Annotated in this window: 28 protein-coding genes; 11 read left to right on the plus strand and 17 right to left on the minus strand. The window is 63.7% G+C overall.

Annotated elements, in window-relative coordinates:
• The first annotated feature begins 126 nt into the window (after nucleotides 1–126).
• A complete protein-coding gene (locus V1294_RS24310) occupies nucleotides 127–1479 on the plus strand; it encodes a S41 family peptidase (protein WP_334500637.1) in 1353 nt (450 codons plus the stop codon).
• A gap of 311 nt (nucleotides 1480–1790) precedes the next feature.
• On the opposite strand, the gene thpR is transcribed toward V1294_RS24310, so the two are convergent.
• Nucleotides 1791–2333 (minus strand): RNA 2',3'-cyclic phosphodiesterase, encoded by a 543-nt coding sequence (thpR, locus tag V1294_RS24315; protein ID WP_334500639.1) that lies wholly within the window; start codon nucleotides 2331–2333, stop codon nucleotides 1791–1793.
• A gap of 100 nt (nucleotides 2334–2433) precedes the next feature.
• On the opposite strand from thpR, the gene V1294_RS24320 reads away from it, so the two are divergent.
• Nucleotides 2434–2583, plus strand: coding sequence for a hypothetical protein (locus tag V1294_RS24320; protein ID WP_334500641.1), 150 nt, complete (start codon nucleotides 2434–2436; stop codon nucleotides 2581–2583).
• A gap of 81 nt (nucleotides 2584–2664) precedes the next feature.
• Here the strand turns inward: V1294_RS24320 and V1294_RS24325 are convergent, their stop codons facing one another.
• The 4 genes from V1294_RS24325 to V1294_RS24340 form a co-directional block, all read right to left on the minus strand.
• The gene (locus V1294_RS24325; protein WP_334500643.1) at nucleotides 2665–3249 is read right to left on the minus strand and encodes a hypothetical protein; all 585 of its coding nucleotides are present in this window, start codon (nucleotides 3247–3249) and stop codon (nucleotides 2665–2667) included.
• Nucleotides 3250–3253: 4 nt separating this feature from the next.
• Entirely contained in the window at nucleotides 3254–4942 is a 1689-nt protein-coding gene (locus tag V1294_RS24330; protein ID WP_334500644.1) for an SWIM zinc finger family protein, read from the minus strand.
• A gap of 93 nt (nucleotides 4943–5035) precedes the next feature.
• The gene (gene ilvD / locus V1294_RS24335) at nucleotides 5036–6757 is read right to left on the minus strand and encodes a dihydroxy-acid dehydratase (protein ID WP_334500646.1); all 1722 of its coding nucleotides are present in this window, start codon (nucleotides 6755–6757) and stop codon (nucleotides 5036–5038) included.
• Nucleotides 6758–6849: 92 nt separating this feature from the next.
• Nucleotides 6850–7200: a Lin0512 family protein gene (locus tag V1294_RS24340; protein WP_214490882.1), complete on the minus strand. Its 351-nt coding sequence runs from the start codon at nucleotides 7198–7200 to the stop codon at nucleotides 6850–6852.
• 180 nt (nucleotides 7201–7380) lie between these two features.
• Here V1294_RS24340 and V1294_RS24345 point away from each other — a divergent pair, with 180 nt between their 5' ends.
• Nucleotides 7381–7947, plus strand: coding sequence for a putative glycolipid-binding domain-containing protein (locus V1294_RS24345; protein ID WP_334500649.1), 567 nt, complete (start codon nucleotides 7381–7383; stop codon nucleotides 7945–7947).
• A 21-nt stretch (nucleotides 7948–7968) separates the two neighbouring features.
• Here the strand turns inward: V1294_RS24345 and V1294_RS24350 are convergent, their stop codons facing one another.
• The 5 genes from V1294_RS24350 to V1294_RS24370 all read right to left on the minus strand — a co-directional run bounded on the left by V1294_RS24350 (nucleotide 7969) and on the right by V1294_RS24370 (nucleotide 12172).
• Nucleotides 7969–8829 (minus strand): NAD(P)H-dependent oxidoreductase, encoded by an 861-nt coding sequence (locus V1294_RS24350; RefSeq protein WP_334500650.1) that lies wholly within the window; start codon nucleotides 8827–8829, stop codon nucleotides 7969–7971.
• Between the two features lie 123 nt (nucleotides 8830–8952).
• On the minus strand, nucleotides 8953–9654 hold the full coding sequence (locus V1294_RS24355) for an IclR family transcriptional regulator (RefSeq protein WP_334500651.1): 702 nt from the start codon (nucleotides 9652–9654) through the stop codon (nucleotides 8953–8955).
• A gap of 260 nt (nucleotides 9655–9914) precedes the next feature.
• Entirely contained in the window at nucleotides 9915–10865 is a 951-nt protein-coding gene (gene kdgD, locus V1294_RS24360) for a 5-dehydro-4-deoxyglucarate dehydratase (protein ID WP_334500653.1), read from the minus strand.
• A gap of 95 nt (nucleotides 10866–10960) precedes the next feature.
• Nucleotides 10961–11854: a LysR substrate-binding domain-containing protein gene (locus V1294_RS24365; RefSeq protein ID WP_334500655.1), complete on the minus strand. Its 894-nt coding sequence runs from the start codon at nucleotides 11852–11854 to the stop codon at nucleotides 10961–10963.
• 93 nt (nucleotides 11855–11947) lie between these two features.
• A complete protein-coding gene (locus tag V1294_RS24370; protein WP_334500656.1) occupies nucleotides 11948–12172 on the minus strand; it encodes a hypothetical protein in 225 nt (74 codons plus the stop codon).
• Between V1294_RS24370 and V1294_RS24375 the strand changes: the two genes are divergently transcribed.
• From V1294_RS24375 to V1294_RS38100, 4 genes are read left to right on the plus strand one after another with little or no spacing between them, the layout of a single operon-like run.
• Nucleotides 12165–13046: a Bug family tripartite tricarboxylate transporter substrate binding protein gene (locus V1294_RS24375; RefSeq protein ID WP_334500657.1), complete on the plus strand. Its 882-nt coding sequence runs from the start codon at nucleotides 12165–12167 to the stop codon at nucleotides 13044–13046. The genes V1294_RS24370 and V1294_RS24375 overlap by 8 nt on opposite strands.
• A 37-nt stretch (nucleotides 13047–13083) precedes the next feature.
• Nucleotides 13084–13542: a tripartite tricarboxylate transporter TctB family protein gene (locus V1294_RS24380; RefSeq protein WP_334479974.1), complete on the plus strand. Its 459-nt coding sequence runs from the start codon at nucleotides 13084–13086 to the stop codon at nucleotides 13540–13542.
• A 1-nt stretch (nucleotide 13543) separates the two neighbouring features.
• Entirely contained in the window at nucleotides 13544–15043 is a 1500-nt protein-coding gene (locus tag V1294_RS24385) for a tripartite tricarboxylate transporter permease (protein WP_334500660.1), read from the plus strand.
• Nucleotides 15040–15216, plus strand: coding sequence for a hypothetical protein (locus V1294_RS38100; protein WP_442895379.1), 177 nt, complete (start codon nucleotides 15040–15042; stop codon nucleotides 15214–15216). The genes V1294_RS24385 and V1294_RS38100 overlap by 4 nt, the downstream gene beginning before the upstream one ends.
• Before the next feature lie 76 nt (nucleotides 15217–15292).
• On the opposite strand, the gene V1294_RS24395 is transcribed toward V1294_RS38100, so the two are convergent.
• The 4 genes from V1294_RS24395 to V1294_RS24410 form a co-directional block, all read right to left on the minus strand.
• The gene (locus V1294_RS24395) at nucleotides 15293–16042 is read right to left on the minus strand and encodes a DUF899 domain-containing protein (protein WP_334500662.1); all 750 of its coding nucleotides are present in this window, start codon (nucleotides 16040–16042) and stop codon (nucleotides 15293–15295) included.
• Between the two features lie 39 nt (nucleotides 16043–16081).
• Entirely contained in the window at nucleotides 16082–16615 is a 534-nt protein-coding gene (locus V1294_RS24400) for an SRPBCC family protein (RefSeq protein ID WP_334500664.1), read from the minus strand.
• Nucleotides 16616–16618: 3 nt separating this feature from the next.
• The gene (locus tag V1294_RS24405) at nucleotides 16619–16972 is read right to left on the minus strand and encodes an ArsR/SmtB family transcription factor (protein ID WP_334489647.1); all 354 of its coding nucleotides are present in this window, start codon (nucleotides 16970–16972) and stop codon (nucleotides 16619–16621) included.
• An 85-nt stretch (nucleotides 16973–17057) separates the two neighbouring features.
• Complete coding sequence (locus V1294_RS24410; protein WP_334479968.1) at nucleotides 17058–18143, minus strand: adenylate/guanylate cyclase domain-containing protein; 1086 nt, start codon at nucleotides 18141–18143, stop codon at nucleotides 17058–17060.
• Between the two features lie 118 nt (nucleotides 18144–18261).
• Between V1294_RS24410 and V1294_RS24415 the strand changes: the two genes are divergently transcribed.
• Nucleotides 18262–18717 (plus strand): SRPBCC family protein, encoded by a 456-nt coding sequence (locus tag V1294_RS24415; RefSeq protein ID WP_334479966.1) that lies wholly within the window; start codon nucleotides 18262–18264, stop codon nucleotides 18715–18717.
• A gap of 34 nt (nucleotides 18718–18751) precedes the next feature.
• On the opposite strand, the gene V1294_RS24420 is transcribed toward V1294_RS24415, so the two are convergent.
• From V1294_RS24420 to V1294_RS24430, 3 genes are all read right to left on the minus strand, one after another.
• Nucleotides 18752–19444, minus strand: coding sequence for a GNAT family N-acetyltransferase (locus tag V1294_RS24420; protein WP_334479964.1), 693 nt, complete (start codon nucleotides 19442–19444; stop codon nucleotides 18752–18754).
• 40 nt (nucleotides 19445–19484) lie between these two features.
• Nucleotides 19485–20462, minus strand: coding sequence for an SDR family oxidoreductase (locus V1294_RS24425; RefSeq protein WP_334500667.1), 978 nt, complete (start codon nucleotides 20460–20462; stop codon nucleotides 19485–19487).
• A gap of 63 nt (nucleotides 20463–20525) precedes the next feature.
• On the minus strand, nucleotides 20526–21071 hold the full coding sequence (locus tag V1294_RS24430; RefSeq protein ID WP_334500669.1) for a MarR family winged helix-turn-helix transcriptional regulator: 546 nt from the start codon (nucleotides 21069–21071) through the stop codon (nucleotides 20526–20528).
• A 152-nt stretch (nucleotides 21072–21223) separates the two neighbouring features.
• Here V1294_RS24430 and V1294_RS24435 point away from each other — a divergent pair, with 152 nt between their 5' ends.
• The 3 genes from V1294_RS24435 to V1294_RS24445 all read left to right on the plus strand — a co-directional run bounded on the left by V1294_RS24435 (nucleotide 21224) and on the right by V1294_RS24445 (nucleotide 23145).
• A complete protein-coding gene (locus tag V1294_RS24435) occupies nucleotides 21224–21901 on the plus strand; it encodes a VOC family protein (protein WP_334479957.1) in 678 nt (225 codons plus the stop codon).
• A gap of 85 nt (nucleotides 21902–21986) precedes the next feature.
• Nucleotides 21987–22478, plus strand: a complete 492-nt coding sequence (locus V1294_RS24440; RefSeq protein ID WP_334500671.1) for a cupin domain-containing protein — start codon at nucleotides 21987–21989, stop codon at nucleotides 22476–22478.
• 451 nt (nucleotides 22479–22929) lie between these two features.
• Nucleotides 22930–23145, plus strand: a complete 216-nt coding sequence (locus V1294_RS24445) for a hypothetical protein (protein ID WP_334500674.1) — start codon at nucleotides 22930–22932, stop codon at nucleotides 23143–23145.
• Nucleotides 23146–23439: the final 294 nt, after the last annotated feature.

A 23439-nucleotide genomic window follows, 5' to 3' on the forward strand; every position in this document is an offset into this window, starting at 1 on the left:
AGCTAGTCGCTACTATCGGGACTACACCCAAGGCAAACGCGAACGGCTTTCCCGGCATCGCGTTCCGTAAAATGACGTTCCGATTGATCCGGGCCCATGGCGGGCCGCAAATGAGGGCGGAAGAGCATGGGCAGGTTTCCGATAATTCTTCTCGGCGCCGCCACCGGTGCGGCATTGACACTTTTCATAACCCAGCCGCGCGCCGTTCTGATGGGGGCAAGTGCGCATGCTGGAGCGTCGGATACCTATCGCCAACTCAATCTGTTTGGCGATGCGTTCGAGCGGGTCCGTAGAGACTATGTCGAGAAGCCCAATGATGGCAAGCTGGTCGAATCCGCGATCGGCGGCATGCTGTCCGGCCTCGATCCGCATTCGAGCTACATGGACGCCGCGAGTTTTCGCGACATGCAGGTCCAGACCCGCGGCGAATTCGGCGGGCTCGGCATCGAAGTGACGATGGAAGACGGGTTGATTAAGATCGTCAAGTTGATGAAGGACACGATAGAGGAAACCCCAGCGTCAAAGGCCGGCATCGTCGCCAATGACCTAATCTCCACAATTAACGACGAGCCGGTAAAGGATCTCACGCTCAGTGAAGCTGTCGATAGAATGCGTGGCCTTGTTAACACCAAGATCAGGCTGAAGATCATTCGGAAGGGGCAGGACAATCCGATCGACGTGACGCTGGTGCGCGCAAACATCCGCGTCAGTTCGGTGCGCTCCAGCATCGAAGGCGATGACATTGCCTACATCCGTATTATTACGTTCAACGAGCAGACTACCCAGGGGTTGAAACGGGCAATCAGCGACCTGACCTCGCGGATCGGCGCCGAAAGACTGAAAGGCGTGATCGTTGACCTGCGCAACAACCCCGGCGGATTGCTGGACGAAGCGGTGACGGTGTCTGAAACATTTCTTTCGCGAGGTGAGATTGTCTCGACTCGTGGCCGCAGCGCCGAGGAAACCCAACGCCGCGCTGCCCATGGTGGTGATCTGACCAAGGGCAAGCCGGTGATCGTTCTGATCAACGGCGGCTCGGCCTCGGCTTCCGAGATCGTCGCCGGCGCGCTGCAGGACCACAAGCGTGCGACCGTGGTCGGCACTCGTTCGTTCGGCAAGGGCTCGGTGCAGACGATTATTCCTCTCGGCGCCGGCAGCGGCGCGTTGCGTCTCACTACCGCACGCTATTTTACGCCGTCGGGCAAGTCGATCCAGGCCAGGGGCATAGTTCCCGACATTGAGGTGCTGCAGGACGTGCCTGACGAATTAAAGGAGCGCGCCGATACCAAAGGGGAAGCCGCGCTGCGCGGCCACCTGAAATCGGCAGGCGACGAGAAGACCGGTTCGCAGTCCTACGTGCCGCCGGACCCCAAGGACGACAAGGCCTTGAAGACAGCGACCGACTTGCTCCACGGCCTAAAGGTCAATGCAACTGGCGAAACCGCCACAATCGACAAACCCGGCGTCAGGCTGCGATAAGCTGATCGATCTAGATTAGAATAGCTGGGAGATAGACCAGCCCTTTCCGGTCTATGCACTATTTGCGTCGAAACCGTATTGAAGCTGTCGAACCATAGGGAACCAACGTCGGAAGCTGGCTGCGCCGATGCCTCTTCATTGCGTCGAAGGACGAGATCAATGAGCAGGCGCCCCAGCACGATCCGTTGCCGCACTGAGAAGGCAGAGACCATATGGATCGCCTCTTTCGGGCCCTCGGTCTGACACGACCGCCGCGAGGTTTGCGATCGACGGCGATGACCACTGCAGGCTTCCAGCTGTGCCAATTCCCGTCATGCCCGCAACGGCCAGCGACCGTGACAAGCGTGGCCCTTCATGCTGCGGATGAGCACGAACTCCGTCACCGTCCAGAAGATCGGCTGAATCGGATGCTCGTCCACGCTACGCGCATCGTACAACAGCGTCACGTGCGGCGTAAAATTCGTATTCGCCACCCGCTTCAACCCGCTTCGCGTCAGCGCAGCACCGAGCATCCGCCGAAATGACTCCAACCGGCGCAATCCACTCTCTCCGATCAGAACGAACGGACGATTGCCCGGCCTGCCCCGAAAGCTCGCGGTGCGGTCGAACGAAACCTCGAACGGCTCGGTCCGCACCTCGGTGGCAGCCTCGCAAGCCGCCCGAATATGGCGCTCGGGCAAGCCGCCGAGGAAGAACAACGAAACGTGCAGGCGCTCGGGCGCGATGAGTTTGCCGTCGAATTTATGGGCGCGTTTGAGCACACCCGCCAACCGGTGAATTCGCTCGGCCGTGCCCGCGTCGGGAACGGCTGCGAGAAATAAGCGGGCACCACTAGTGCTTGCAAACTTGTCCATAGTATACTAGAACAGAGCATGAACATATTTGTTTGACAAGGCCGTTCGCGCGCCGATTTCGTGCGCGAGGCAGAGGTACGTGCAGCGGAGGATTGTTCTGATGAAAGCAGTGGTCATTCGGATGAGTCCGATCGGCTTCAAGGCCTTTGTTGAAGTGCTTTCGCAGCCCGCGCGCCCAGTACCTGAAATGGTCGAACTCTTTCAACGCACCGCCCCGTGGGAGTCCAGGGAGGCAAAAGCCGAGAAGTGAGCCGTGGCTATTTCCGAGCCGGTTGCTGCTTGCAGCCGCTCACGACTTCTCCGAATTTTGCTGTGGAGAGCCGTCTCTGGGTCAGGCTTCTACACCCGGCAAATCAAGCGCGGAGCGCAATCGTCCAGCGCCTCGCCGATAAAGCATCGCATGCTGAGCCGGCGCCAAAAGGTCGGCGCGCGGCACGAACCCGTCGACCACCTTGTTGAACGCGATTGCGCCGCAACCGGGAACGAGGCAATCGCGTTTTCCCTTGGGACATTGGTTGAACGAGCAGAGTCTGCCCAGATAGGCGTCGTTCGCCGGATCGAACATAAAGATATCGAGTTGATGGGGGACAACGCTGGTGTCGGCACCGGACTCAAATGCCTTGCTCAAAGCACGATTAGCCTCCCGGTGTATTTCGCGAAGACGTTGCTGGGATTCGATCCAGAGCGCCAGATCGAGATCGCGGCATTCATGCCAAACCTCGATGCGCTCGCGACGGAAATCGCTGAAACGCGGAATCTCCTTCCATAGCGCCTTCGCCACCGAGCCTATCACGGCAACCGCATGGATCTCCGGAAACGCCATCCACGCATCCGTCACGACGTCTGCGGCCACGCGAAACCGGCGTTGTTGAATCAGAAGATATTTGTTCTGCTCCTCGATCTTCGCGCGCCGCATCGCCTCACCCCAGCAGCTTCATGAAGTTGCGCTTCTGTCTGTGGCGTTCCTTCAGCGTCGCGACGTAAGCTGCTTGCTCAGCCTCGCTTTGCAAGGTAGCCATCCGGGCGATGAGCTTCGCCGCCTCTCCATAGGCGTGATTGCCACCCGTGTTCACGAACTGGTTGACGCGCTCAGCGTAGACTTCGAGCGCTTCGCGCGGGTGCCTGGTCTTGCTCGCGTCGGCGAGGGCAATCCTCCCTCCGAATGATACCTCGTCCTTGCGCGTAATGGCCCACGCCGCATCGAACATGTTTTCTTCGATCAGAATGCTGACGAGAAGATCGGCGGTAGTGTACCAGCCTGCGCGCTTCTTGCCGGCCGATCGCATCTCGAGGATTCCAATGATGCGCTGGAGCGCGGCTTTGCCGCCAAGCTCCCGGAGTTGCTTGTATAACTCGAAGCTCGGCGCCTTTTCGAAAGCCCGCCACAAGAGCGCTTCTGCGTCAGCCTTCCGGCCGGCTTTCGAAAGCAGTTCGACAGTGAACGATACGAGCCGCTCGTCGGGTTGCTGGTCCTCGAACATCCACAAGCCCTCCTCGGCCCGGCGTAGCGCTTCATCGACGCGGCCATGCGACTGACAGAATTGCGCCAGTTGCAGATAGCGCCAAGCGGAGGACAGGTCGTGGGCGCGCAACGCGATCCGTGTATCGACATCGCCGGCGCGCTCGGCAAAGAAGTCGAGGATTGCTTCCAGCCGTTCGTAGCCGGCGGAGAATTCGTCGTCGTGCCCCCGCCCTTTGCCGCTGCGCTTGGGCAGTTTCTCCCATGCCTTCATGGCAAGGCGGTTATATTCGGCGAGGCCGGGCTCGCCGAGCACGTCGGCGTAAAATCGCGCGGCATCTCCGAACGTACCGTAGTCGCGATCCACTTCGCGGGCAAAGAGGTCGCGGGCGAGTTGCACGGGGTCGGGCCGCACGGACTCGGCCGCGGCGAGATGGATGTCGCGCGCGTGATCCAACAGCTCACTGCAACCACCTTCGGAATCGTCAATGCTGTCGATGGCTCGTTCGATCCGGTGAATCGCGTATTCCGCAAGTTCCAGCGCGAGGCCTGCGCGGGATCCCGAAGCAAGATCGGCGATGGCATCGAGCGATGCCGCCACGTTTGATGTCCAGGCCGGCACCTCGCCGTATTCCAAATAGTCCGGCGTCCGCGTCGCCGCGTCAATTGCCTTGCGCAGGCGCGTCCGGAGCGTCCCGTCGTCGGCGTGCACGACCGCCGCCGCTACGTCCAGCCTGCGCAACAAGGCAGGATCCCGCTCTGCCAGTTCCATGATCATTCCGGCGAGCGCATCGACGCTTTTTTGCTTCAGATGGTCGCGGATGCGCGACAGCACACCCGCGCCTTCCGCCTCCGCATCGGGGCCCAAGAAGGCATTGGCTGCCAGCGCCACGGCGACCATGTGCTTGCAGACTCCCCAATCCCCGAATGCGGGGCAGGAGCAATGGCCACCGACATTGCTGCCGCGTCCGGTGAGCTCGGTACGGTAATCCTCGGTGCCCGCGACTTGCGCCAACACGCGCTTCGGTTCGATCGTAAGAATCTGCACGTGACCGTCGCGATGATAGGTCTCTCCGCGCGCAAACACCTTATCGCCCGCGAGGCCTCGCAATGCATCGATACTGAAGCGGGATTGATCCTTGGCTTTCATATGCGTCGTTGCAGCAAATGGCCGGGTCTCGGCCAGCGGACGGGTTGAAAGTCTAGCGAATTAGTTCTGATGCCGCCACTGTACCAAGCCCCCTCACAACACACACCCATAATGCGCCGACGACACCAGCCGGATATACTTGTCGTGCACCGATCCCGGCCGTACAGCGGCCAACGAAGCCGGCACGCGCCAGTCGGCCATGCGGCGCGCTATCTCTTCCGTGGACACTTCGAGGGTAACGGTGCGGGCGCCGGGATCGATCACGATGGCATCGCCGTCGCGCACCGCGGCGATCGGGCCGCCGCGCGCGGCTTCCGGCGAGACATGGCCGATCAGGATGCCGTGCGAGACGCCGGAAAAGCGGCCGTCGGTAATCAGCGCGACGTTCTCGCCAAGGCCACGCCCCTGCAGCTGGATCGTCAACATCACCATTTCGGGCATGCCGGGTCCGCCGACCGGGCCGACATTGCGCACCACGATGACATTGCCAGCCACGATTTCGCCGGCGCGGATCGCGGCCATTGTATCGGCTTCGGACTCGAAGACGCGCGCCGTGCCGCGGAACTGGCCCTTCTCGAGCGCCTTGCCCGACAGCTTGAGCAAGCAGCTTTCCGGCGCGAGGTTGCCCTTCAAGACGCTGATGTGATTGTTCGCCGGCGCGATCGGCTTCGACACCGGAAGGACGATCTCCTGCGGCGGCATCTGTTCGAGCGTCGGAACATCGGCGAGGTTTTCCGCCAGCGTCCTGCCGGTCACCGTCATGACGTCGCCATGCAGAAGGCCCGCGCGCAGCAGTTCCTTCATCACGACCGGCACGCCGCCGATCGCATGCAGGCTGCCCATCGCGAACGGGCCATGCGGCTGCAGATCGGCCAGCAGCGGGACGCGCTCGCCGACCGCCTGAATGCGCTCGATCGTGATCGGCACCTGGGCCTCGCGCGCGACTGCCAGCAGATGCAGATACATGTTGGTCGAACCGCCCATCGCGTAGACGGTGGTAATCGCGTTCTCGAAGGCGTGCTCGGTCATGATGTCGCGCGGCCGGATGCCAGCTTCCATCAGCCGGTACAGGGCATCGACCGAAGCGCGGGCCTGCGCGCGGACGTCGGCGTGGATGTCGCTGCCGGCGTTGTAATCGGCCGGATGCGAGGCGCCGCGCGGCAGCATCATGCCGATTGATTCCGCGATCGTGCTCATGGTGTTGGCCGTGAACATCGCGCCGCAGGTGCCGCTGCCCGGCATCACGTTGCGCTCGACTTCCAGCAGCTCCTCGCCGGAGATGCGGCCGGACTCATTTGCGGCGCGCGCCTCGGCATAATCGAGGATCGTGATGTTGTTGCCCTTGCTGGCCCATGCCCCGAACGAGACGCGCCCCGGCGTGCCGGTGCCGGGATAGAGCACGAGGCCAAAGGCGTTGGTGCGCGCCAGCGGCATCAGCGCGGCGGCGCCGGTCTTGTCGCAGCCGGAAATCACGATCATGGCGTCGCCATGATGCGCGTAGTGGCCGATCTCAAAACAGTCGGCGACGACGTCGCGCGAGGCAAGGCTGTATCCCGCCGTCGGCGTGCCCTGCGTCAGGGCATCCGACACCGCCGGCGCGCCGACGATCAGCCCCTGCCCGCCGCGCTCCGCCAGGATCTCGACCAGCAGATCGGTAATGGCGCGCACGCGGTTGTTGCAGCGATGGGCATTGGTGTAGGCGCTGGCAATCGTCACCACCGCGCTGGTCTGCGCGGCGCGGTCCGGATCGAATCCGGCGGCGCGCAACTCCACCCGCCCTCGCTTCCAGTAAATGCTGCTGTCCTGCGTCGTCATGGGGGCTCCAGGTCTTCCGGTTGATCGCGGACCAGGCGTCCGGCCTGCTTGGCACTGAACGAATTTAGCAAGTCTTGTTTGGCCGGGCTTGTTTAACCAGTCTTGCCGTCGTCGAAACTCACAATCACAGCGGCGTTCGCGATGATGATGGAGTCGCTTCCGCTCTCGGCAGGCACTTCCAGCCCGCCCTTGACCGCCGTCACGTTCACGGTGCCGTACGGCAGCTCCTTGGCAACTGCCGCGGTGTCGACGCCACTCGGGTCCGGCACCGCGACGGTGACCTCGACGAACATGTCGTTGGCGGTCTTGCCCAGCATCCGGAAGAAGCCGAGGCTGGAGTGGCGGATGGCGTCGGAGACGGCGCGCTTGGCGGCCTTGGTGGCATCGCGCCCGTGAACGTCGACGCCCATGCCCATTTCGGTGATACAGCGCACGCGTGCCATGGTGTTTCCTGCTATTGTTGAGTGGCTTTACATACGTATCAGTCGTCCGCGATTCACGCGAGCGAGTACTCATCTGCCGGTTCGGGTCCAAGTCATCAGCGCCGGGATGAAATGACGGCAGGAACCGAGCGGTGGCGACCAGCGTTCTCCGCCGGGGTTGGATCCAATTCGAGGAAGAGCATGCAGGGCGACCCCGAAATCCTGTTCTGGCGACGCACCGACGTGACCGGCTTGGAGCGTCTGAAACTCAGCATTTCCGCTGACGCTGTGGTGGCGGAATCGACCGTGATCTGCGTTGAGGACGGCGGCTTCCGGCTCGACCACAAATGGAGGCTGACGCCCGACTGGCGGGCTCAATCGCTGGACGTCGAGCGATGGGGACCGACCGGGCGAACCCATCTCAACCTCGAGCGAACGGGCAGCGGCTGGTGTGTCAATGGCCAACGACGTACTGACCTCGACGGCGCGGAAGAACCGGACCTCTCGGTTACCCCTTTTTGCAATACGTTCCCGATACGCCGGACGCCTGCCGGCGCAGGAGAGAGCCGCACGCTCGACACCTGCTTCGTGGACGGGGCCGCCATGACGGTGCAGCGTTCACGTCAAAGGTACGACCGCCTCGGCCCGGATCGGGTACGCTACGTGGACCTTGGGGTCTCGGCAGGTTTCGAGGCGGACCTTGAGGTCGATGATCGAGGCCTCGTGCTTCGCTACCAGCACCTTTTCGAACGCGTGGCGCCTTGCTGACGAAGGCTTATGCCGCGCGCGTCATGAACTCGGACAAGCCTCCATTTCGCGCGTTGCGGCGGCCGTGCGATGCGGACCATCAAGAACCTCCTTCGGATCGCCCGGCTGGACGAGATGGATGCGCGCGCCACTCTCGCCTGCACCCAGACCTGGTTTCAAAACCTGCTGGCCGTCATAGTGTCCACCATTCTGGGTGCGGTAGGCGATCGGCGGATCGCTGAAAAGTCCTGCGATGCGGCGCCGATAGGCCTCGGCAACGGCGGGCCATTCGGCCTCGGTCAGCCGGTCGCTCTGATAGACGGCGAAAGGCGGCAGGATCTGCATGCCCGGATAAAAGAGCATGCCATGCTGGATCGGCCACAGCAGCTCGTCGAGCCGCCCATTCACGCCGCGCTCGCCATAGTGCGGCGCGCGTCCACCGATCGTGACCGACAGCATCGCGCGGCGACCGCTCAAGGTACCTTCGCCATACCGGTCGCCCCATCTTTCGCCACCATGAGTCCCGACGCCATATGCAAAACCGTAGGCGAAGACGCGATCGACCCAGCCCTTCAGGATGGCCGGCATGCCGAACCACCACATCGGAAAACTCAGGAGAACGGCGTCAGCCCACAAGAGCTTCTGCTGTTCGGCCTCGACGTCGGCCGATTGGGTGCCGGTGGCGAATGCATGACGCGACTCAGCGGCATAGCTGAGGCGATCCGGTTGCGCCTGATCGAGAAAATCTCCGCGATCGGCGACCGCCTTCCAGTTGGCCGCATAGAGATCGGAGACCTGCACCGTGTGGCCCTGCGCGGTGAGGGTTTCGACCGCCAGATTCTTCAAGGCGCTGGTGAGTGATTTCGGTTCCGGATGCGCGTGAACGACAAGGACGTTGCTCAAAGACGTTGCTCCTGTTGAGGCCTGCGAAACGCGCGGGTGGCGCGACGGCCTCAACATGGTGCGCAAAATCGCAAAGGCGAACGATCGAAACCTGGAAACGCCATATGTTCAGCAATGCTGAACTCAGGCGCGCTCGACCTCCCTCATCATCATCCAGGCCATGTCCGTCAATGCCTGCGGCGACAAGCGCGCCGATGGCCCGCTCAGCCCGACGCTCGCACGAACCTCTCCACCCTCGCGCCAGGGAATGGCGACGCAGTGGAGGCCCGGCTGGTAATTCTCGAGATCGAGCGCGAAGCCGCGCGTGGCCACCGTCTTGATCTCGGATAGAATCTGCGGACCAAGCGCGTCGGCACGGCTGGCAAGGACACGCTTGCCGAGCCCAGGCATGAAGGCGAGGAACACGAGGCCGACCGCCGATCCTTCCAGAGGTTCGCGTACGCCGATAGGACATGCGCCCGCCTTCAAGGCGTGGGACGGTTCGATTGCATCGAGATAATAGACTTCGTCACCGCTCGGGACGGCGAGATAGACCATCTCTCCGGTGCGCCTTGCGACGGCTTCGAGCGCCGGGCGCAGGCGGCTGCGAAGCGCGCCATCGTCTCCGGCGATCCGCGCCAGATTGAGAATGCGGCCGCCGAGATGATAGCGCGTATCTCCGGCGCGGCGGTGTACGTAGCCAAGCTCGTCCAGCGTCTTCAGAAGATTGTGCGCGGTCGTCTTGCCGAGCTTGGTGTGCTCGGCAATATGCTGCAGCCGCGCGGCGCCACCCTCTTGTGCGATGATTTCGAGGATCGCGGTCGCGCGCTCGATCGATTGAATCAACCTGACTTCCGACATTACGCGTTCATTGGTAACAGATACTGTCCGCTAATTTGGCGTGGCGCCCCCGGACAACAAGTCCATCCATGCTGAATATTTGTGCTCCGATCGCACCTGTCGAAGCGTGTCTCGTTGCGCGAAAACGACGCGACAAGAGCCGTGAACGAGGTCGCAAGTTGAGTAATGTCGCCGGTTGTTGCCGAATTATCGTGCTTATCGGGTTGACGCGTGCCCGGACTAATTTTTCAAGCACAAGATTGCCGTCAGGCGGCTGCGAACGATCGGCTGGCAAACTCGCTTGCTTTCAGCCGGCTGACCAGAACAGACAGTTCCTCGACTTCCCCTGATGTCAGGTCGGTCAGCGGCGACCGCACCGGGCCGGAATCGCGGCCAATCACCTTCATCCCGGCCTTGATCATCGACACCGCATAACCGCGCTTGCGGTTGCGGATCGCGAGCAGCGGCATGATGAAGTCGCGCAGGCCCGCCTGGACGGTTTCGCGGTCGCGCCGCCGCACCGCCGCGTAGAATTTGGTTGAGAACTCCGGCACGAAGTTGAACACGGCGGAGGAGTAGGTCGTCACGCCCATTTCGAGATAGGGCAACGCGAAGGTTTCGGCGGTGGGCAATCCGCCGACATAGGTCAGCCGGTCGCCCATGCGCAGATGGATGCGCGTCATCTGTTCGATGTCGCCGACGCCGTCCTTGAAGCCGACAAGGTTCGGGCAGCGTTCGCAAAGTTTTGCGATCGTATCCTCGGTGAGGATGGCGTTGTCGCGGTTGTAGACGATGACGCCGAGGCTGGTCGCCTTGCAGACCGCCTCGACATGCGCCGCCAGTCCCGCCTGCTCGGAGAACACCAGATAGGGCGGCAGCAGCAGGATGCCGTCGGCGCCGGCGCGCTCGACGGCGCCGGCGAGTTCGGTCGCCATCGCCGTGCCGTAGCCGACGCCGGCCAGCACCGGCACGCGGCCGGCGGTCTGCTGCACGGCAGTGGTCACGACCTCGACGACTTCCGCCGGCGTCAGCGAGAAGAATTCTCCGGTGCCGCCGGCCGCGAACAGACCGGCCACTTCATAGCTGCACAGCCAGTCGAGATTGGAGCGATAGCGCACGGCGTCGAATTTGTTGGAGGCGTCGAACGGCGTGACGGGAAACGACAACAGCCCGTTGCCGATCGTCAGCGCCATCTCCTTCGGGGTCATTCTGCTCATCGTGGCGGTCCTCGCTGTGGAAGCCACAGGATTAGACCAGGCTCGATGCCGCGGCAGACCAATTGCTGGATCGAATGATCCATTGATTGGATGACTCAGGCGCCGCCCACGAGGTTGCGGGCGATCGCCGCGATCACCGGCAACAGCGGATTGTCATTATCGTCCCGCCAGACGAAGTAGAGTTCGGCCGCGCGTTGCTGCGGATCGGCCAGTGGCCGCAGCGCGACGCCACTGAACTGCAGATTCTCCGCCGCTTCCGGCACCAGTGCGACGCCGACACCGGAATGCACGATGGCCAGGATCGAATGGATCTGCGCGAGGTGCTGGATATAGACCGGCGCCAGCGCGGCGCGCGAAAACAGCTCCACCAGCAGGTCGTGGAAGTAACGGGCCTCATAGGGCGCGTACATGATGAAGGGTTCGGCCGCGAGGTCCGAAAGGCCGATCGTCGCGGCCTCGGCCAGCCTGTGCCCGGCCGGCACGGCCGCGATCATCGGTTCAGCCTTCACCCGGAAGAATTGCAGACCGGTGCGCGGGATCGGCGGCCGCAGCAGGCCGATATCGATTTCGCCGGCGCCAAGCCGCTTGAGCTGGTCGCCGCTGACCATCTCCTTGAGGATCAATTCGACATCCGGCAGCTGCTGGCGGCAGGCCGCCACCAGTTCGGGCACATAACTGTAGGAAGATGCGGCGGTGAAGCCGATATTGACCGAGCCGGCCTTGCCCTCGGCGACGCGCCTTGCCAGCAAGGCCGCGCTCTCCGTGAGCGTCAAGATCAGCCGCGCCTCGGTGAGGAAGCTTTGGCCGGCTGGCGTCAGCCTGACCAGGCGATTGCCGCGCTGAAGCAGTTTTACGCCCAGGATCCGTTCGAGAATCTGGATCTGCCGGCTGAGCGGCGGCTGCGTCATGTTCAATCGCGCGGCGGCGCGGCCGAAATGCAGCTCCTCCGCCACAGCCACGAAACAGCGCACCTGGCTCAGTTCGAACATACCGCTCCCTTTTTCTCAATCGCACCGACGGTTTCCGCCCTCGCTACCCTATAGCATCCCACGATTTGATCCAAAATTGGTATCGGACCATCCTCATTCTAGTTCGCTATTGGATCGATGATCGCTTATCGTGCCACCAGCGCGGCCAAAGACCGCGATGCGCGACGCCGCAGAGCGCTTGTGCAATTTCGATCGGAGGAAAAATAAATGCTTCCACGTTTCGGGCGCCGCGCCGCCCTTGCCGCCGCCGCAACCATCCTGCTCAGCCAACTGCCCGGTGTCGTTTACGCCCAAAACTTCGACCGGCGCGGTGCGCATCATCGTGCCCTATGCACCCGGTGGCACTTCAGACATCCTGGCGCGACTGATCAGCCCGAAATTGTCGGCGGCGATCGGCCAGTCGGTGGTGGTCGAGAACAAGCCCGGCGCGGCCGGCAATCTCGGCGCGGACGCCGTCGCCAAGGCGACGCCCGACGGCACGACTTTGCTGCTGACGGATGTCGGTTCCGTGGCGACGGCACCCAGCCTGTTTTCGAACCTGACCTATAATCTCGAGAAGGACCTCGCCCCCGTAACGATGGTGATGTTCGGCCCCTATGTGCTGGCCGTGCATGAATCGATCCCGGTCAAAACGGTGGCGGAACTGATTGCCTATGCCAAGGCCAATCCCGGCAAGCTCGCGGTGGCGAATTCCGGAGTCGGCGGCGCCAATCACATCACCGCCGTGGTGATGCAGAAGGAGCTCGGCATCCAGTTCAAGCATGTGCCCTACAAGGGCGGCGCGGCGGCGACCCGCGCCGTGGTCGCCGGCGAGAGCGGCGCCCTCATCAACGGCGCGTCGGCAACCCTTCCCTTCGTGACCAACAAGCAACTGGTCGGTCTCGCGGTGACCGGCGAGCACCGCGTCCCCTCCGCGCCCGACCTGCCGACCTTCAAGGAGGCCAAGCTGCCCGGTGGCGACGCCGGCACCTGGCAGGGCATCCTGGTGGCCAGCGGCACGCCGCCGGCGGTGATTGCGCGGCTCAATACCGAGATCGGCAAGATTCTGGAGTCACCGGAGATCAAGGCCAAGATCGCCGAACAGGGCGGCGAAGTCCGCGCCGGCACCCCGGACGCGATGGCTACCTGGCTGAAGGACGCCACCAAACGCTGGGGAGAAGTCATCCGCGAAGCCGGCATCAAGGGCGAATGACGGGACCCGAACTTGGGCTTGCGATGCGAGGCTTGCGATGAACGCCCGTCGAACGGACTGGCAGGATGTGCTCTTCGGGCTGTTCCTGATCGCGGTCGCCGGCATCGCGCTGGCGGCGACGCGCACTTTGTCGGGCGGCACTGCCGCCGACATGGGGCCGGGCTACATGCCGCGCGCCATCGCCATCATGCTGCTGGCCTTCGGACTCTGGTTCAGCATCCGCGGAATCCGCCGCCCGTTTGTCGGGATCGCGCCGGTCCGCCTGCAGCCCCTGCTCGCGATCACGGCGTCGGTTGCCGTGTTCGCGCTTACCGCCACGCGCTTCGGCCTTGCGCTGTCGTCGTTCGCCGCGATCCTGATCGCAAGCCTCGCGACGCGGGAAGCGCGGCCGATCGAAACCTTACTCTTCGCACTGGGGCTCTCGGCGGCGGCGGTGCTGCTCTTCGTCAAGGCGCTGGCCTTGCCGGTGCCGATCTGGCCTGGAGCATGGTTCTGATATGGAGCTTTTCGACAATCTCCTGATGGGGCTGACGACCGCCCTGCAGCTCAATAATTTGCTGTTCTGCCTGATCGGCGTCGTCATCGGCACCGCGATTGGCGTGCTGCCCGGCATCGGACCGATCCCGGCGATCGCGCTGCTGCTGCCCTTCACCTTCGGCCTGTCGCCTCCATCAGCCATGATCATGCTGGCCGGCATCTTCTACGGCGCACAGTATGGCGGCTCGACCACGGCCATCCTCGTCAACGTGCCCGGCGAAACCTCCTCGGTCGTCACCTGCCTCGACGGCCACGAGATGGCCAAGCAGGGCAAGGCCGGGACTGCGCTCGCGATCGCCGCCATCGCCTCGTTCTTTGCCGGCACCGTCGCTACGGTGGTGATCGCCGTGCTCAGCCTGCCGCTGGCCGCGCTGGCGCTGAAATTCACCGCGGTCGAATATTTCAGCCTGCTCGTGCTCGGATTGATCGCGGCCGTCGTGCTCGCCCACGGCTCCGTCGCCAAGTCGCTTGCGATGGTGCTGCTCGGCATCCTGCTTGGCCTCGTCGGCATCGACGTCAATTCGGGCGCGCCGCGGATGACCTTCGGGATCGCCGAGATATCCGATGGGCTCGACTTCGTGCCGGTCGCGATGGGCATGTTCGGCCTCGGCGAGATCATTGCCAATCTTGAACGTCCGGCGGTGATGCGCGTCGTCAGCCAGTCGATCCGCAGCCTGATCCCGAGCGGCGCCGATCTTCGCGCCGCCTTCCCGGCGATGGTTCGCGGCACCGTGTTGGGCTCCGTCCTCGGCGTGTTGCCAGGCGGCGGCGCCGCGCTGCCACCCTTCTCCTCCTATGCGCTGGAGAAGAAACTCGCCCGCGATCCCTCCCGTTTCGGCAAGGGCGCGATCGAAGGCGTCGCCGGACCGGAGGCCGCCAACAATGCGGGCGCGCAGACGAGCTTCATCCCGCTGCTGACGCTTGGCATCCCCGCCAATGCCCTGATGGCGCTGATGATCGGCGCGCTGATGATGCAGGGTATCCAGCCCGGCCCGCAGATCATGCGCGAGCAACCGCAACTGGTCTGGGGCGTCATCGCCAGCATGTGGGTCGGAAACCTGATGCTGATCATCATCAACCTGCCGCTGATCGGCGTGTGGGTCTCGATGCTGAAAATTCCCTACCGGCTTCTGTTTCCGGCGATCGTGCTGTTCTGCTGCATCGGCACGTTCGGCCTCGCCAACAATTTGTTCAATGTCTGGCTGATGCTCGGCTGCGCGCTGATCGGATACTTCTTCATCAAGGTCGGCGTCGAGCCGGCGCCGTTGCTGCTCGGCCTCGTGCTCGGGCCGCAACTGGAAGAAAACTTCCGTCGCGCGATGCTGCTGGCGGACGGCGATTTCTCGGTCTTTCTGCGCCGCCCGATCAGCGCCACGCTGCTCGCGCTCGTCGCGGTGCTGTTTCTGCTGATGGTATTCCCGGCGATCCGGCGCAGCCGCCAGGAGGCGCTGGCCGAGTGAGCGCCAGCTTCAGCCAGGGCGCTGAATGGAAGACGCTCATCAGCAAGTACATCGGGACCATTCCGCCGAGCGGTGACGCGCCCGCGATCGAACACAACGCGTCCGACGGGCCGCCGCCAACGACGCCCGTCAGGAGCGCCATCATCGCAAAGGTCGGCGCGGCCGCGAGATAGAGCCCATTGGCCACCCGATGCGCGGCGGCGTTCCGGCGGCGCGCGCCGCCGCCGGATCCGCCTGAGCAAGCATGGCTCATCGCTTTGCTCTCGCGGACTGCTCCCGGAACGCGGCCTCTCCGGCGTCCGACACCTCGACCCACCTCTTGTCGGGCGCGGCGCCTTCGACGTAGCTGTCGTGCCAGTTCCACCACTTGTAGGTTTGGGTTTGCGGATAGCCTTCGGGCGAATCCTCCCACTCCTCCTGGCGTCCTAGCGGCGTGATGTCGAGATAATTCCAGGTGCCCCCCATCTGCTCGTCGCCGCGGTTGTTGATGAAGTAGGTCCGGTAGATTTTGTCGCCGTCGCGGAAGAACACGTTGGTGCCGTGCCACTCGTCGACGCCGAAGTCGGCATCGAAGCTGTCCGTGACGGTGTACCAGGGGATCATCTCCCATCCCATTCGCGCCTTCAGGCGCGCAATGTCCGCTTGCGGCGCGCGCGAAACGAACACGAGCGTGGTGTCACGGGCGTTGAGATGGGCGATGTGGGCGACCTGGTCGGCCACCATCGAGCAGCCGCGGCAGGCATGCTCGGGCCAGCCAAACACCCCGGGCTCGTAGAAGGCGCGGTAGACGATGAGCTGATGGCGGCCTTCGAACAGATCGCGCAGGCTCGCTTCGCCTTTAGGTCCCTCGAATTTGTATTCCTTCTCCACGGCCAGCCACGGCATCCGCCGACGCTCGGCGGCCATGGCGTCCCGGGCGTGGGTCAATTCCTTTTCCTTCACGAGCAACTTCTGGCGGGCGGCTTCCCACTCTTGCGCTGACACGACGTTGGTCTGCATGGCTGTCTCCTGTTTGTTGAGATGCTTGTTGCGTGCTCGTCAGGCCGGCAGCCGGCGATCGTATTCCTGCTGCAGGCGGGCCCAGCCATCCCAGAATGGCGCCGGTTCCTTGTCGTTGGCGCGGGCGACCAGGATATCGAGATGCATGTGCCAGCCGGCGCTGACCTTGAGCATGGTCGAGCGATCGGGCAGACGGCGATGGGTCACGGTGAGCAGCACGCCCGTGCCCTTCGGCTCCAGCTCGAACGTCACGTCGCCGCTGTTGTTCCAGGCGATCGAGAGCTTGCGGAGCGGTTCGAGTTCGGTGATCCGGCTTTGCATCCGGTGCTCTTCCGGGAACCCCTCCGGCCGCTTGCCCGGAGGATCGTTGAGTTCGTCGTTGCGCCAGACGAACTCAACGGGCGAGCCGACCTTCATCTCCATCGCGCCCGCTGCGAGCCATTTGCGGCGCAGCTCGCTGTCGGTGAGATAGGCCCAGATGCGTTCGATCGGGCCGGGCAGAAGCCTTTGGATCTTGAGCGTGGTCGGCTCGATCAACTCGCCATAGGCATCGGGCTTTGTCGTTGCATTCATTGTCTACTCCTTCACCTGCTTTGCTTTCGCCTCGTCCTCTGCACGCAGCAGGGCTTCCAGCGAGTCGAGTTTTGCGCTCCAGAAACGTTCGTAGCGCTTCAGCCACGCATCGGCTTCCGCGAGCCGTGCCGCCTCGAGTCGGCATAGATGGGTGCGGCCGCGGATCGTGCGCTTCACCAGCCCGGCATTCTCCAGCACCCGCACATGTTTCGACGCGCCGGCGAAGCTCATGTGGAATGGCGTCGCCAGTTCCCCGATCGTGAGCTCCCGCTCGGCCAGATGACCAAGCATCGCGCGGCGCGTCGGGTCCGCCAGCGCGTGAAAAACAGCATCGAGATGTGTCGAATACTCAACCATGTGGTTTAGTATAGGCACGCGGCATCGATAGTCAACCGATCGGTTTAACGTTTTCGTGATGGACCCGGCGGTTCCAGAACTGCGCCTAGTAGTCCGGCGCGGTGTAAACGGCGCAGGGAGATGCGATGCCGCGCAGCGCATGCGTTCCCAGCGGCATCAGCGTTGCGCTTGTCTCAGTGGCGACCGCGCCCGAGATCAGGACCGTACGGCCGAGCGGACGGCAGAGCCCTTCGAGCCGGCTGACCAGATTCACCGCAGGACCGATCGCGGTGAAATCCAGCCGGTCGGCCGCGCCGACATTGCCCCACAGAATTTCGCCAAGGTGCAACGCCACGCCGAACGCCAGCGGCGGCAGCCCCTGCTCTCGCCGGCTCGTATCGAGATGCGCCATTCCGGCTTTCGCGGAAGCAACCGCGCGCAGCGCAGCGTCGCAGGCGTCGCGCGGCTTGTCGCCGACCGGGAAGATCGCGAGCACGCCGTCGCCGATGAATTTCAACACCTCGCCGCCAAAGGCGTGGACGGCGCCGCCGATGCAGTCGAACCAGCCGCCAAGGGCGGCGATGACGGCAGCGGGAGGCTCGGATTCAGACAGCGCCGTGAAGCCGCGCAGATCGCCATAGAGCAACACCGCCCGAATGGTCTCGCCGACTTCGCGCCGCAGCGGCCCCGCCAGCACGCGCGCGGCGCTGCGCCGGCCGAGATAGGCCTCGAGCGCGGCCGACAGCGTCGCGCGCGCCGAGAGCGCGGCGAGCGGCGCTGCAGCAAAGCGGGCGGCCTCGCGCAATCGATTGGCTTCCGTTTCCGTGAACCGGCGCGGCCCGATCCAGCCAAGCACCGGCCCGCCTTCTCCCGCGCCAACGCTGTTTTCATGCACCGCTCCGCCCGCGAGCCCGGCCAGCCAGCTCCGGCCTGCATCGCCCGACGAACTCGCCGCGCCGCCAAATCCCACCGGCGCAAATCCCACCGCCTCGATCACCTCACCGTTCCCGGCCCGCCATAGCCAGGTGCGGCGGGCGATGATCGGGTGCGGCACGGCGAGCGTCAGCGCGCCGCCGGCGAGTGGCATGTCGTCCGCGATCAAGCGCGTGCCGAGTTCGGCGAGGAACCGGTCAGCGCCCGGCGACACGCCGGCCGCATCGACCAGCCATGTCAGCGTCGAACTCAGTTGCATGGTCCGATCCTATGGCAGGGGCAATTCATTATCGTCATCGGCACTTGGTAAATTCCCGCGCCGGCATATGTTGGCACGGTTGCAGCGCCCCTGATGCCAATAAGTAGCGAGGTTTTTGATGCCTGAATCGTTTGTGGTCCAGCGCGAGACCCAGATCGCCGCACCGCGCGCCAGCGTGTTCGCCTTCCTGACGGACCCAGAGAAGATCGTGCAATGGATGGGCAGCGAGGCCGTGACGGAGATGCATCCGGGCGGACTGTACCTTCTGAAGGGCGTCGGCAGCGCGACGGCGCGCGGCACGTTCCGCGAGGTGGTGCCGGTGCATCGCCTCGCCTACAGTTTTGGCTGGGAAGGCAATGAGGAGGTGCCGCCGGGATCGGGCCTGATCGAAATCGACCTGATCGAGCACGATGGCGGCACATTGCTGCGCATGACCCATAGCGGGCTTCCCAGCGCCGCTCACCAGGCGAGCCACGCCAAGGGCTGGATCCATTATATCGACAGGCTGACCAAGGCGGCCGCCGGCCAGGATCCCGGCCCAGATCGGGGGCCGAACGGCACCCGCAACGCGTGAGGTGATATCGGTCAGGGTGGGCATCGCTGGACCATCAATCCTCTTTCTTCAACACCGTCACGTGGAGACGGCGGCGGATTTCCATCCCCTGCCGCCGGTAGAGCGCGATCGCCGAGTGATTGCTGGTGAAGACGTGCAGGAAGGGAGTTTCGCCGCGCGCCACGATCTGGCGGGAGACGGCGGATAGCAGCATCTGCCCGTAACCGCGGCCGCGGTGGGATGGATGCACGCAGACGGCGGTCATCTCGGTGTAGTGAGCGGGCTTCATCCGCTCACCGGCCATCGCGACAAGCTGGCCATCGACGCGGATGCCGAGGAACGTGCCGAGTTCATGGGTCCGCGCGCTGAACGGCCCGGGCTTGGTGAGCGCGGTCAGTTCGATCATTGCTGGAACGTCCTCGACACCGAGGGTGACGATATCGACACCGTTGGCCGGCGTTTCAACCGGCGTCCCGATCATCTGCTCGCCGGTGTCCGCCAGCGCGACCTTGAATCCGGCAGGCGGGTTCACGGCATCCGGCGTGAACAGCACGGCGATGTCCTGCGGCGACATCAGCGCACGAAGCGCTGCAAAGCTTTCGGGCGACATGTCCGCCGTCGCGGCGAACGGCGTGATCTCTGTCGGATAGCGCCACGCGCGGGCATCGCCTTCGGCCAACGCCTGCTGCGTGGTCGTCAGTGCGGTCCAGATCGGATAATCGAGGGGATGGCCAGGGCTGTCGGACATCAGGCTGCTACTTTCATTCTCACTCAAGTGCACGACAACCCTAGCGGTAGTCGCCAGGGTCTGCCACCTTGCCGCCCTCCCGGACTTCGGCGGTGTAGCGCCAGATGTCGGGCCGCGAGCCATCGATATCGGTAAAACCATAGTGGCGGGCGAGCTCGCCGGAGCTTACCGACTTCTGATTCCACTTGCCACGATCAGGATCGGCAGCAAGCGCAGCCACGGCACGGCCGACATAGCGCGGCGATTCCGACAGCGCGAAATCGGGCGGCGCCGGTGGCCGGCCGCCTCCCCGCTCCGTTAGCGCCTCGCGCCAGTTCGTTTCGGTGACGCCGAAATTCTCCAGCATCATCTCGGAGCGCAGCCAGCCCGGCGTGATCGCCACCGCCGTTGCCCCGTGGGGGTCAAGTTCGTGGCCTTGCGAGAACGCAAGACGATTCACGCTCTGCTTGACGAGGTCATAGAACACCGAGATCCGGTAATGCTGCGCGTTGTAGTCGGCGGTGCCGTCGGTGACTTCGATGAGCAGGCCGCCGGGCTGCGCGACCAATAGCGGCAGCAGATAATGCGACGTCACCAGATGCGTCTCGATGCCGAGCCGCAGGATCCGCAAGCCCTTCTGCAGGTCAAGCTTCCAGATCGGCGTGTTCCATTGCGGCGGGGCACCTTTCAGCACTTCGGCACCCCAGATGTCGTTGACGAGCACGTCGATGCGGCCGTGCTCGGCGCGGATGCGTTCGGCCAGCGCCGCGACCTGCGCCGGGTCGAGATGGTCGACGGCGATGGCGACGCCCTTGCCGCCGAGTGTGGTCACAAGCTCGGCTGTCTCCTCGATCGTCTCGGGCCGGTCATAGTCGGATCGCGTCGGGGCATCGGCGCGCGTGCTGCTGCGGCCGGTGCAGATCACCGTCGCGCCGGCCTCGCCGAGCGCTGTAGCGATGCCGCGGCCGGCGCCGCGCGTCGCGCCTGCCACGACGGCGATACGTCCACGAAGCGAGCCCTCGTGTGGCGCAACATTCATCGCAAATTCCCCTTTATGCGTCGCCGACGGCCGATCGCATCGAAGCGCCGATCGAGCGCACCGTCACGCCTCCTCCGCCGTTGCCTTGATCAGATTGTCGCGCAGCGTGACGACAGTTTCCTGCAGCCGCGCGAACTCGTCCGGCTTCAATCCGGTCGAGGCGACGAGGTTCATGTGCATGCCCTTCTCGCGCAGAAGCCGACCGGCCTCGGTGAGGCTGATGCGCACCTGCCGCTCGTCTGCAGGATCGCGCTGGCGGTGCAGATAGCCCATGACCTCGAGCTTTTTCAGGACCGGCGTCAGCGTGTTGGATTCCAGGAACATCTTTTCGCCAAGCTCGCTCACTGTCTGGCCGTCCTGCTCCCACAAGGCCACGATCGCGATCCATTGCGGATAGGTCAGGCCGAGATCCTCAAGGCCCTTCCGGTAAGCCCGGCCGAAGGCGAGGTTGGCCGAGTAGATCGCAAAGCACAGGAAATCGCCAAGGCGCCGGTCGGCCCCCGGCGGTGTCGCCCTCTGGGGAGCCTTTGAATTGTCTTTGGAATTATCTCGGGAATTCTCCCTGGAACCGGCCGCCTGACCGGATTTGGGACCATCATTCGATTTCATCGAGGTCGTCCTTTTCGACACGAACATGTGAAGTCTCGCATCCATATATATCGCATCCGATTAAATCGGAAGGGTTGACAGTCGGGTCCCCGGGGGTATTTATAGACCGCACGCGAATATATCGCACACGATCTAATCAGAGGAGAAAAGCCATGACCACCACATCTGCAAGCCAGACCTCGAATGCGCCGGCGGTCGACCTGAAGCTCGAAATCGTCGTCATCCCGGTCTCCGACGTCGAACGCGCCAAGCAGTTTTATGCAAAACTCGGCTGGCGGCTCGACGCCGATTTCGCCGGCCCCGACGATTACCGCGTGATCCAGTTCACCCCGCCCGGCTCCAACACCTCGGTGATCTTCGGCAAGAACGTCACCTCCGCCGCGCCCGGCTCCGCGCAAGGCCTCTATTTGGTCGTCTCCGACATCGAGGCCGCCCGCAACGCGTTGCTGGGCCGTGGCGTTGCGATCAGTGAAGCGTTTCACGCCGGCGGCGATGTGCACGTTGGTACGGACGAGCCCTATCTGTTCGGGCGGGTCCGGCTGAGCGGCCCGGATCCGGCACGCGGCAGCTATCGTTCGTATGCCTCGTTCAGCGATCCCGACGGCAATGGCTGGCTGCTGCAGGAAGTCACCGCGCGATTGCCCGGCCGCATCGACGGCAACGGCACCTCGTTCACCTCGTCGGCCGATCTCGCCGCCGCGTTCCGCCGGGCGGCCGCCGCCCATGGCGAGTACGAGAAGCAGAACGGCGGCAAGCACGACGAGAACTGGCCGGACTGGTATGCCGACTACATCGTCAACGAACAGCACGGCCAGCAGCAGGCCGCATGAACAGCACTTGTGCGACAGGCATCGGCGGCAGGTCCTGGCGATTTCGCCGCCGATGCATCCAACCAACCCATCATGGAGATTTGCAATGCGTACGCTATCCAAGAGCTTCTCCCTTATTCCGGTGACCGCGCTCGCGCTGGCCTTAATGCTTTCAGCCGCACCGGCATCGGCTCAGACGACACAGGGCGCCGCGAGTGATCGAACCTCGGCGGCATCCGAGCGGCCGCGCGACGACCTGGCCGGCAAACTTGTCCGGCGGATCATCCAGCGCGCGCCGTCGTCGATCCCAGGCCGCGAGATCGTGCAGGCGGAGACGGAGATTCCCGCAGGCGTCGAATCCGGATGGCACGTCCATCCCGGCGAAGAGGTCGGCTACATCATCGCTGGCGAGGTCGAGATGAAGGTCGAGGGACGTCCCACCGTCATCCTGCGCGCCGGCGACGGTTTCCTCATCCCGCCGCGGACTCCGCACAATGCGCGTGACCTCGGTCCGGAAACGGGACGGATGCTGTCGACCTATATCGTCGAGCAAGGCCAGCCGCTGGCGTCGTTCGTCGGGCAGCATGTGGAGAAGTAGGCGGCATTTCCGATTCAGTTTTCAAACAGCCCTGTCATCGGCCGGCTCGACCGGGCGATCCGGTACGTCGCAGCCTCTCCGCGTCATTGCGAGCGAAGCGAAGCAATCCATTCTTCTTTGTGCCGGGACATGGATTGCTTCGCTTCGCTCGCAATGACGGTGGATACAGTTTCGCGTTCTCGCGGCCTGTCGGGCACCGCTTTCGATCTCTCACCCGATGAACGGCTCTTCCAGACGATCCGCGATCACTGCCTCGAACAAGCGCGGCTCCCGAATGTGTCCCGCTTGCCGCACAGTGTGGCATGCTTACCCGCATCAAGCGTACGCCAGGTCCTGTTATCTCGGCCGCAATTTTCGACACCGATCCTGCCCTTCATTTTATCGGCCTGACGTTGAACCACGCCGTTGTTCCCTTGACGTACAGTCATGGGCTGGGGAACGGAGATTTCCTATGACGAAGCATCGAACGATTACTGGTTTCGTAGCTGTCGCTCTGCTCGCGGTCGTCGCGACAGCCGCCACCACGCGAGCGCCACTTCCTGCAAAGAATCATCCAAACGTCGTCGGTGGCATCATGTCGCTCAAGGAGCTTGCGGGTGACGTGAACAAACTTGCGACGGATGACTACGACGACCAATCATTTGTTTATTCGGCGAAGCGCAATTAGCCGCATGCCCTGCAGCCTGCGCCGGCCGCGTAGCGCGGCGTCGTTGAAATATGCCCTTCGTGATCCAGTTCACAGCGCAATGCTTCGGGTGGGTCCATAAACGCCCGGGGCTGACAGATGGATTTCCCAACATGGAAAGCTCATTCCCACAGAAAGAGCGCCGGACCAATTCACGGTGCTGGCTGACAACGGCCTTCCTGATCTACGGGACGATGGTCGTCGGTCTGCTCGGATACTTTATCGTTTTTCCAGATACGAAGACCCATGGGACGCAAGGCGAAGGCGCGCCCACCC

Source organism: Bradyrhizobium sp. AZCC 1678 (assembly GCF_036924765.1).
Classification (GTDB): domain Bacteria; phylum Pseudomonadota; class Alphaproteobacteria; order Rhizobiales; family Xanthobacteraceae; genus Bradyrhizobium; species Bradyrhizobium algeriense.

Excerpts from the sequence above, each read along its gene's own strand:
- V1294_RS24310 (WP_334500637.1), top strand. The coding sequence starts at position 127 with ATGGGCAGGTTTCCGATAATTCTTCTCGGCGCCGCCACCGGTGCGGCA.
- thpR (WP_334500639.1), bottom strand. The coding sequence starts at position 2,333 with ATGGACAAGTTTGCAAGCACTAGTGGTGCCCGCTTATTTCTCGCAGCC.
- V1294_RS24320 (WP_334500641.1), top strand. The coding sequence starts at position 2,434 with ATGAAAGCAGTGGTCATTCGGATGAGTCCGATCGGCTTCAAGGCCTTT.
- V1294_RS24325 (WP_334500643.1), bottom strand. The coding sequence starts at position 3,249 with ATGCGGCGCGCGAAGATCGAGGAGCAGAACAAATATCTTCTGATTCAA.
- V1294_RS24330 (WP_334500644.1), bottom strand. The coding sequence starts at position 4,942 with ATGAAAGCCAAGGATCAATCCCGCTTCAGTATCGATGCATTGCGAGGC.
- ilvD (WP_334500646.1), bottom strand. The coding sequence starts at position 6,757 with ATGACGACGCAGGACAGCAGCATTTACTGGAAGCGAGGGCGGGTGGAG.
- V1294_RS24340 (WP_214490882.1), bottom strand. The coding sequence starts at position 7,200 with ATGGCACGCGTGCGCTGTATCACCGAAATGGGCATGGGCGTCGACGTT.
- V1294_RS24345 (WP_334500649.1), top strand. The coding sequence starts at position 7,381 with ATGCAGGGCGACCCCGAAATCCTGTTCTGGCGACGCACCGACGTGACC.
- kdgD (WP_334500653.1), bottom strand. The coding sequence starts at position 10,865 with ATGAGCAGAATGACCCCGAAGGAGATGGCGCTGACGATCGGCAACGGG.
- V1294_RS24365 (WP_334500655.1), bottom strand. The coding sequence starts at position 11,854 with ATGTTCGAACTGAGCCAGGTGCGCTGTTTCGTGGCTGTGGCGGAGGAG.
- V1294_RS24370 (WP_334500656.1), bottom strand. The coding sequence starts at position 12,172 with ATGCGCACCGCGCCGGTCGAAGTTTTGGGCGTAAACGACACCGGGCAG.
- V1294_RS24380 (WP_334479974.1), top strand. The coding sequence starts at position 13,084 with ATGAACGCCCGTCGAACGGACTGGCAGGATGTGCTCTTCGGGCTGTTC.
- V1294_RS24385 (WP_334500660.1), top strand. The coding sequence starts at position 13,544 with ATGGAGCTTTTCGACAATCTCCTGATGGGGCTGACGACCGCCCTGCAG.
- V1294_RS24395 (WP_334500662.1), bottom strand. The coding sequence starts at position 16,042 with ATGCAGACCAACGTCGTGTCAGCGCAAGAGTGGGAAGCCGCCCGCCAG.
- V1294_RS24400 (WP_334500664.1), bottom strand. The coding sequence starts at position 16,615 with ATGAATGCAACGACAAAGCCCGATGCCTATGGCGAGTTGATCGAGCCG.
- V1294_RS24405 (WP_334489647.1), bottom strand. The coding sequence starts at position 16,972 with ATGGTTGAGTATTCGACACATCTCGATGCTGTTTTTCACGCGCTGGCG.
- V1294_RS24410 (WP_334479968.1), bottom strand. The coding sequence starts at position 18,143 with ATGCAACTGAGTTCGACGCTGACATGGCTGGTCGATGCGGCCGGCGTG.
- V1294_RS24415 (WP_334479966.1), top strand. The coding sequence starts at position 18,262 with ATGCCTGAATCGTTTGTGGTCCAGCGCGAGACCCAGATCGCCGCACCG.
- V1294_RS24420 (WP_334479964.1), bottom strand. The coding sequence starts at position 19,444 with ATGTCCGACAGCCCTGGCCATCCCCTCGATTATCCGATCTGGACCGCA.
- V1294_RS24425 (WP_334500667.1), bottom strand. The coding sequence starts at position 20,462 with ATGAATGTTGCGCCACACGAGGGCTCGCTTCGTGGACGTATCGCCGTC.
- V1294_RS24430 (WP_334500669.1), bottom strand. The coding sequence starts at position 21,071 with ATGAAATCGAATGATGGTCCCAAATCCGGTCAGGCGGCCGGTTCCAGG.
- V1294_RS24435 (WP_334479957.1), top strand. The coding sequence starts at position 21,224 with ATGACCACCACATCTGCAAGCCAGACCTCGAATGCGCCGGCGGTCGAC.
- V1294_RS24440 (WP_334500671.1), top strand. The coding sequence starts at position 21,987 with ATGCGTACGCTATCCAAGAGCTTCTCCCTTATTCCGGTGACCGCGCTC.
- V1294_RS24445 (WP_334500674.1), top strand. The coding sequence starts at position 22,930 with ATGACGAAGCATCGAACGATTACTGGTTTCGTAGCTGTCGCTCTGCTC.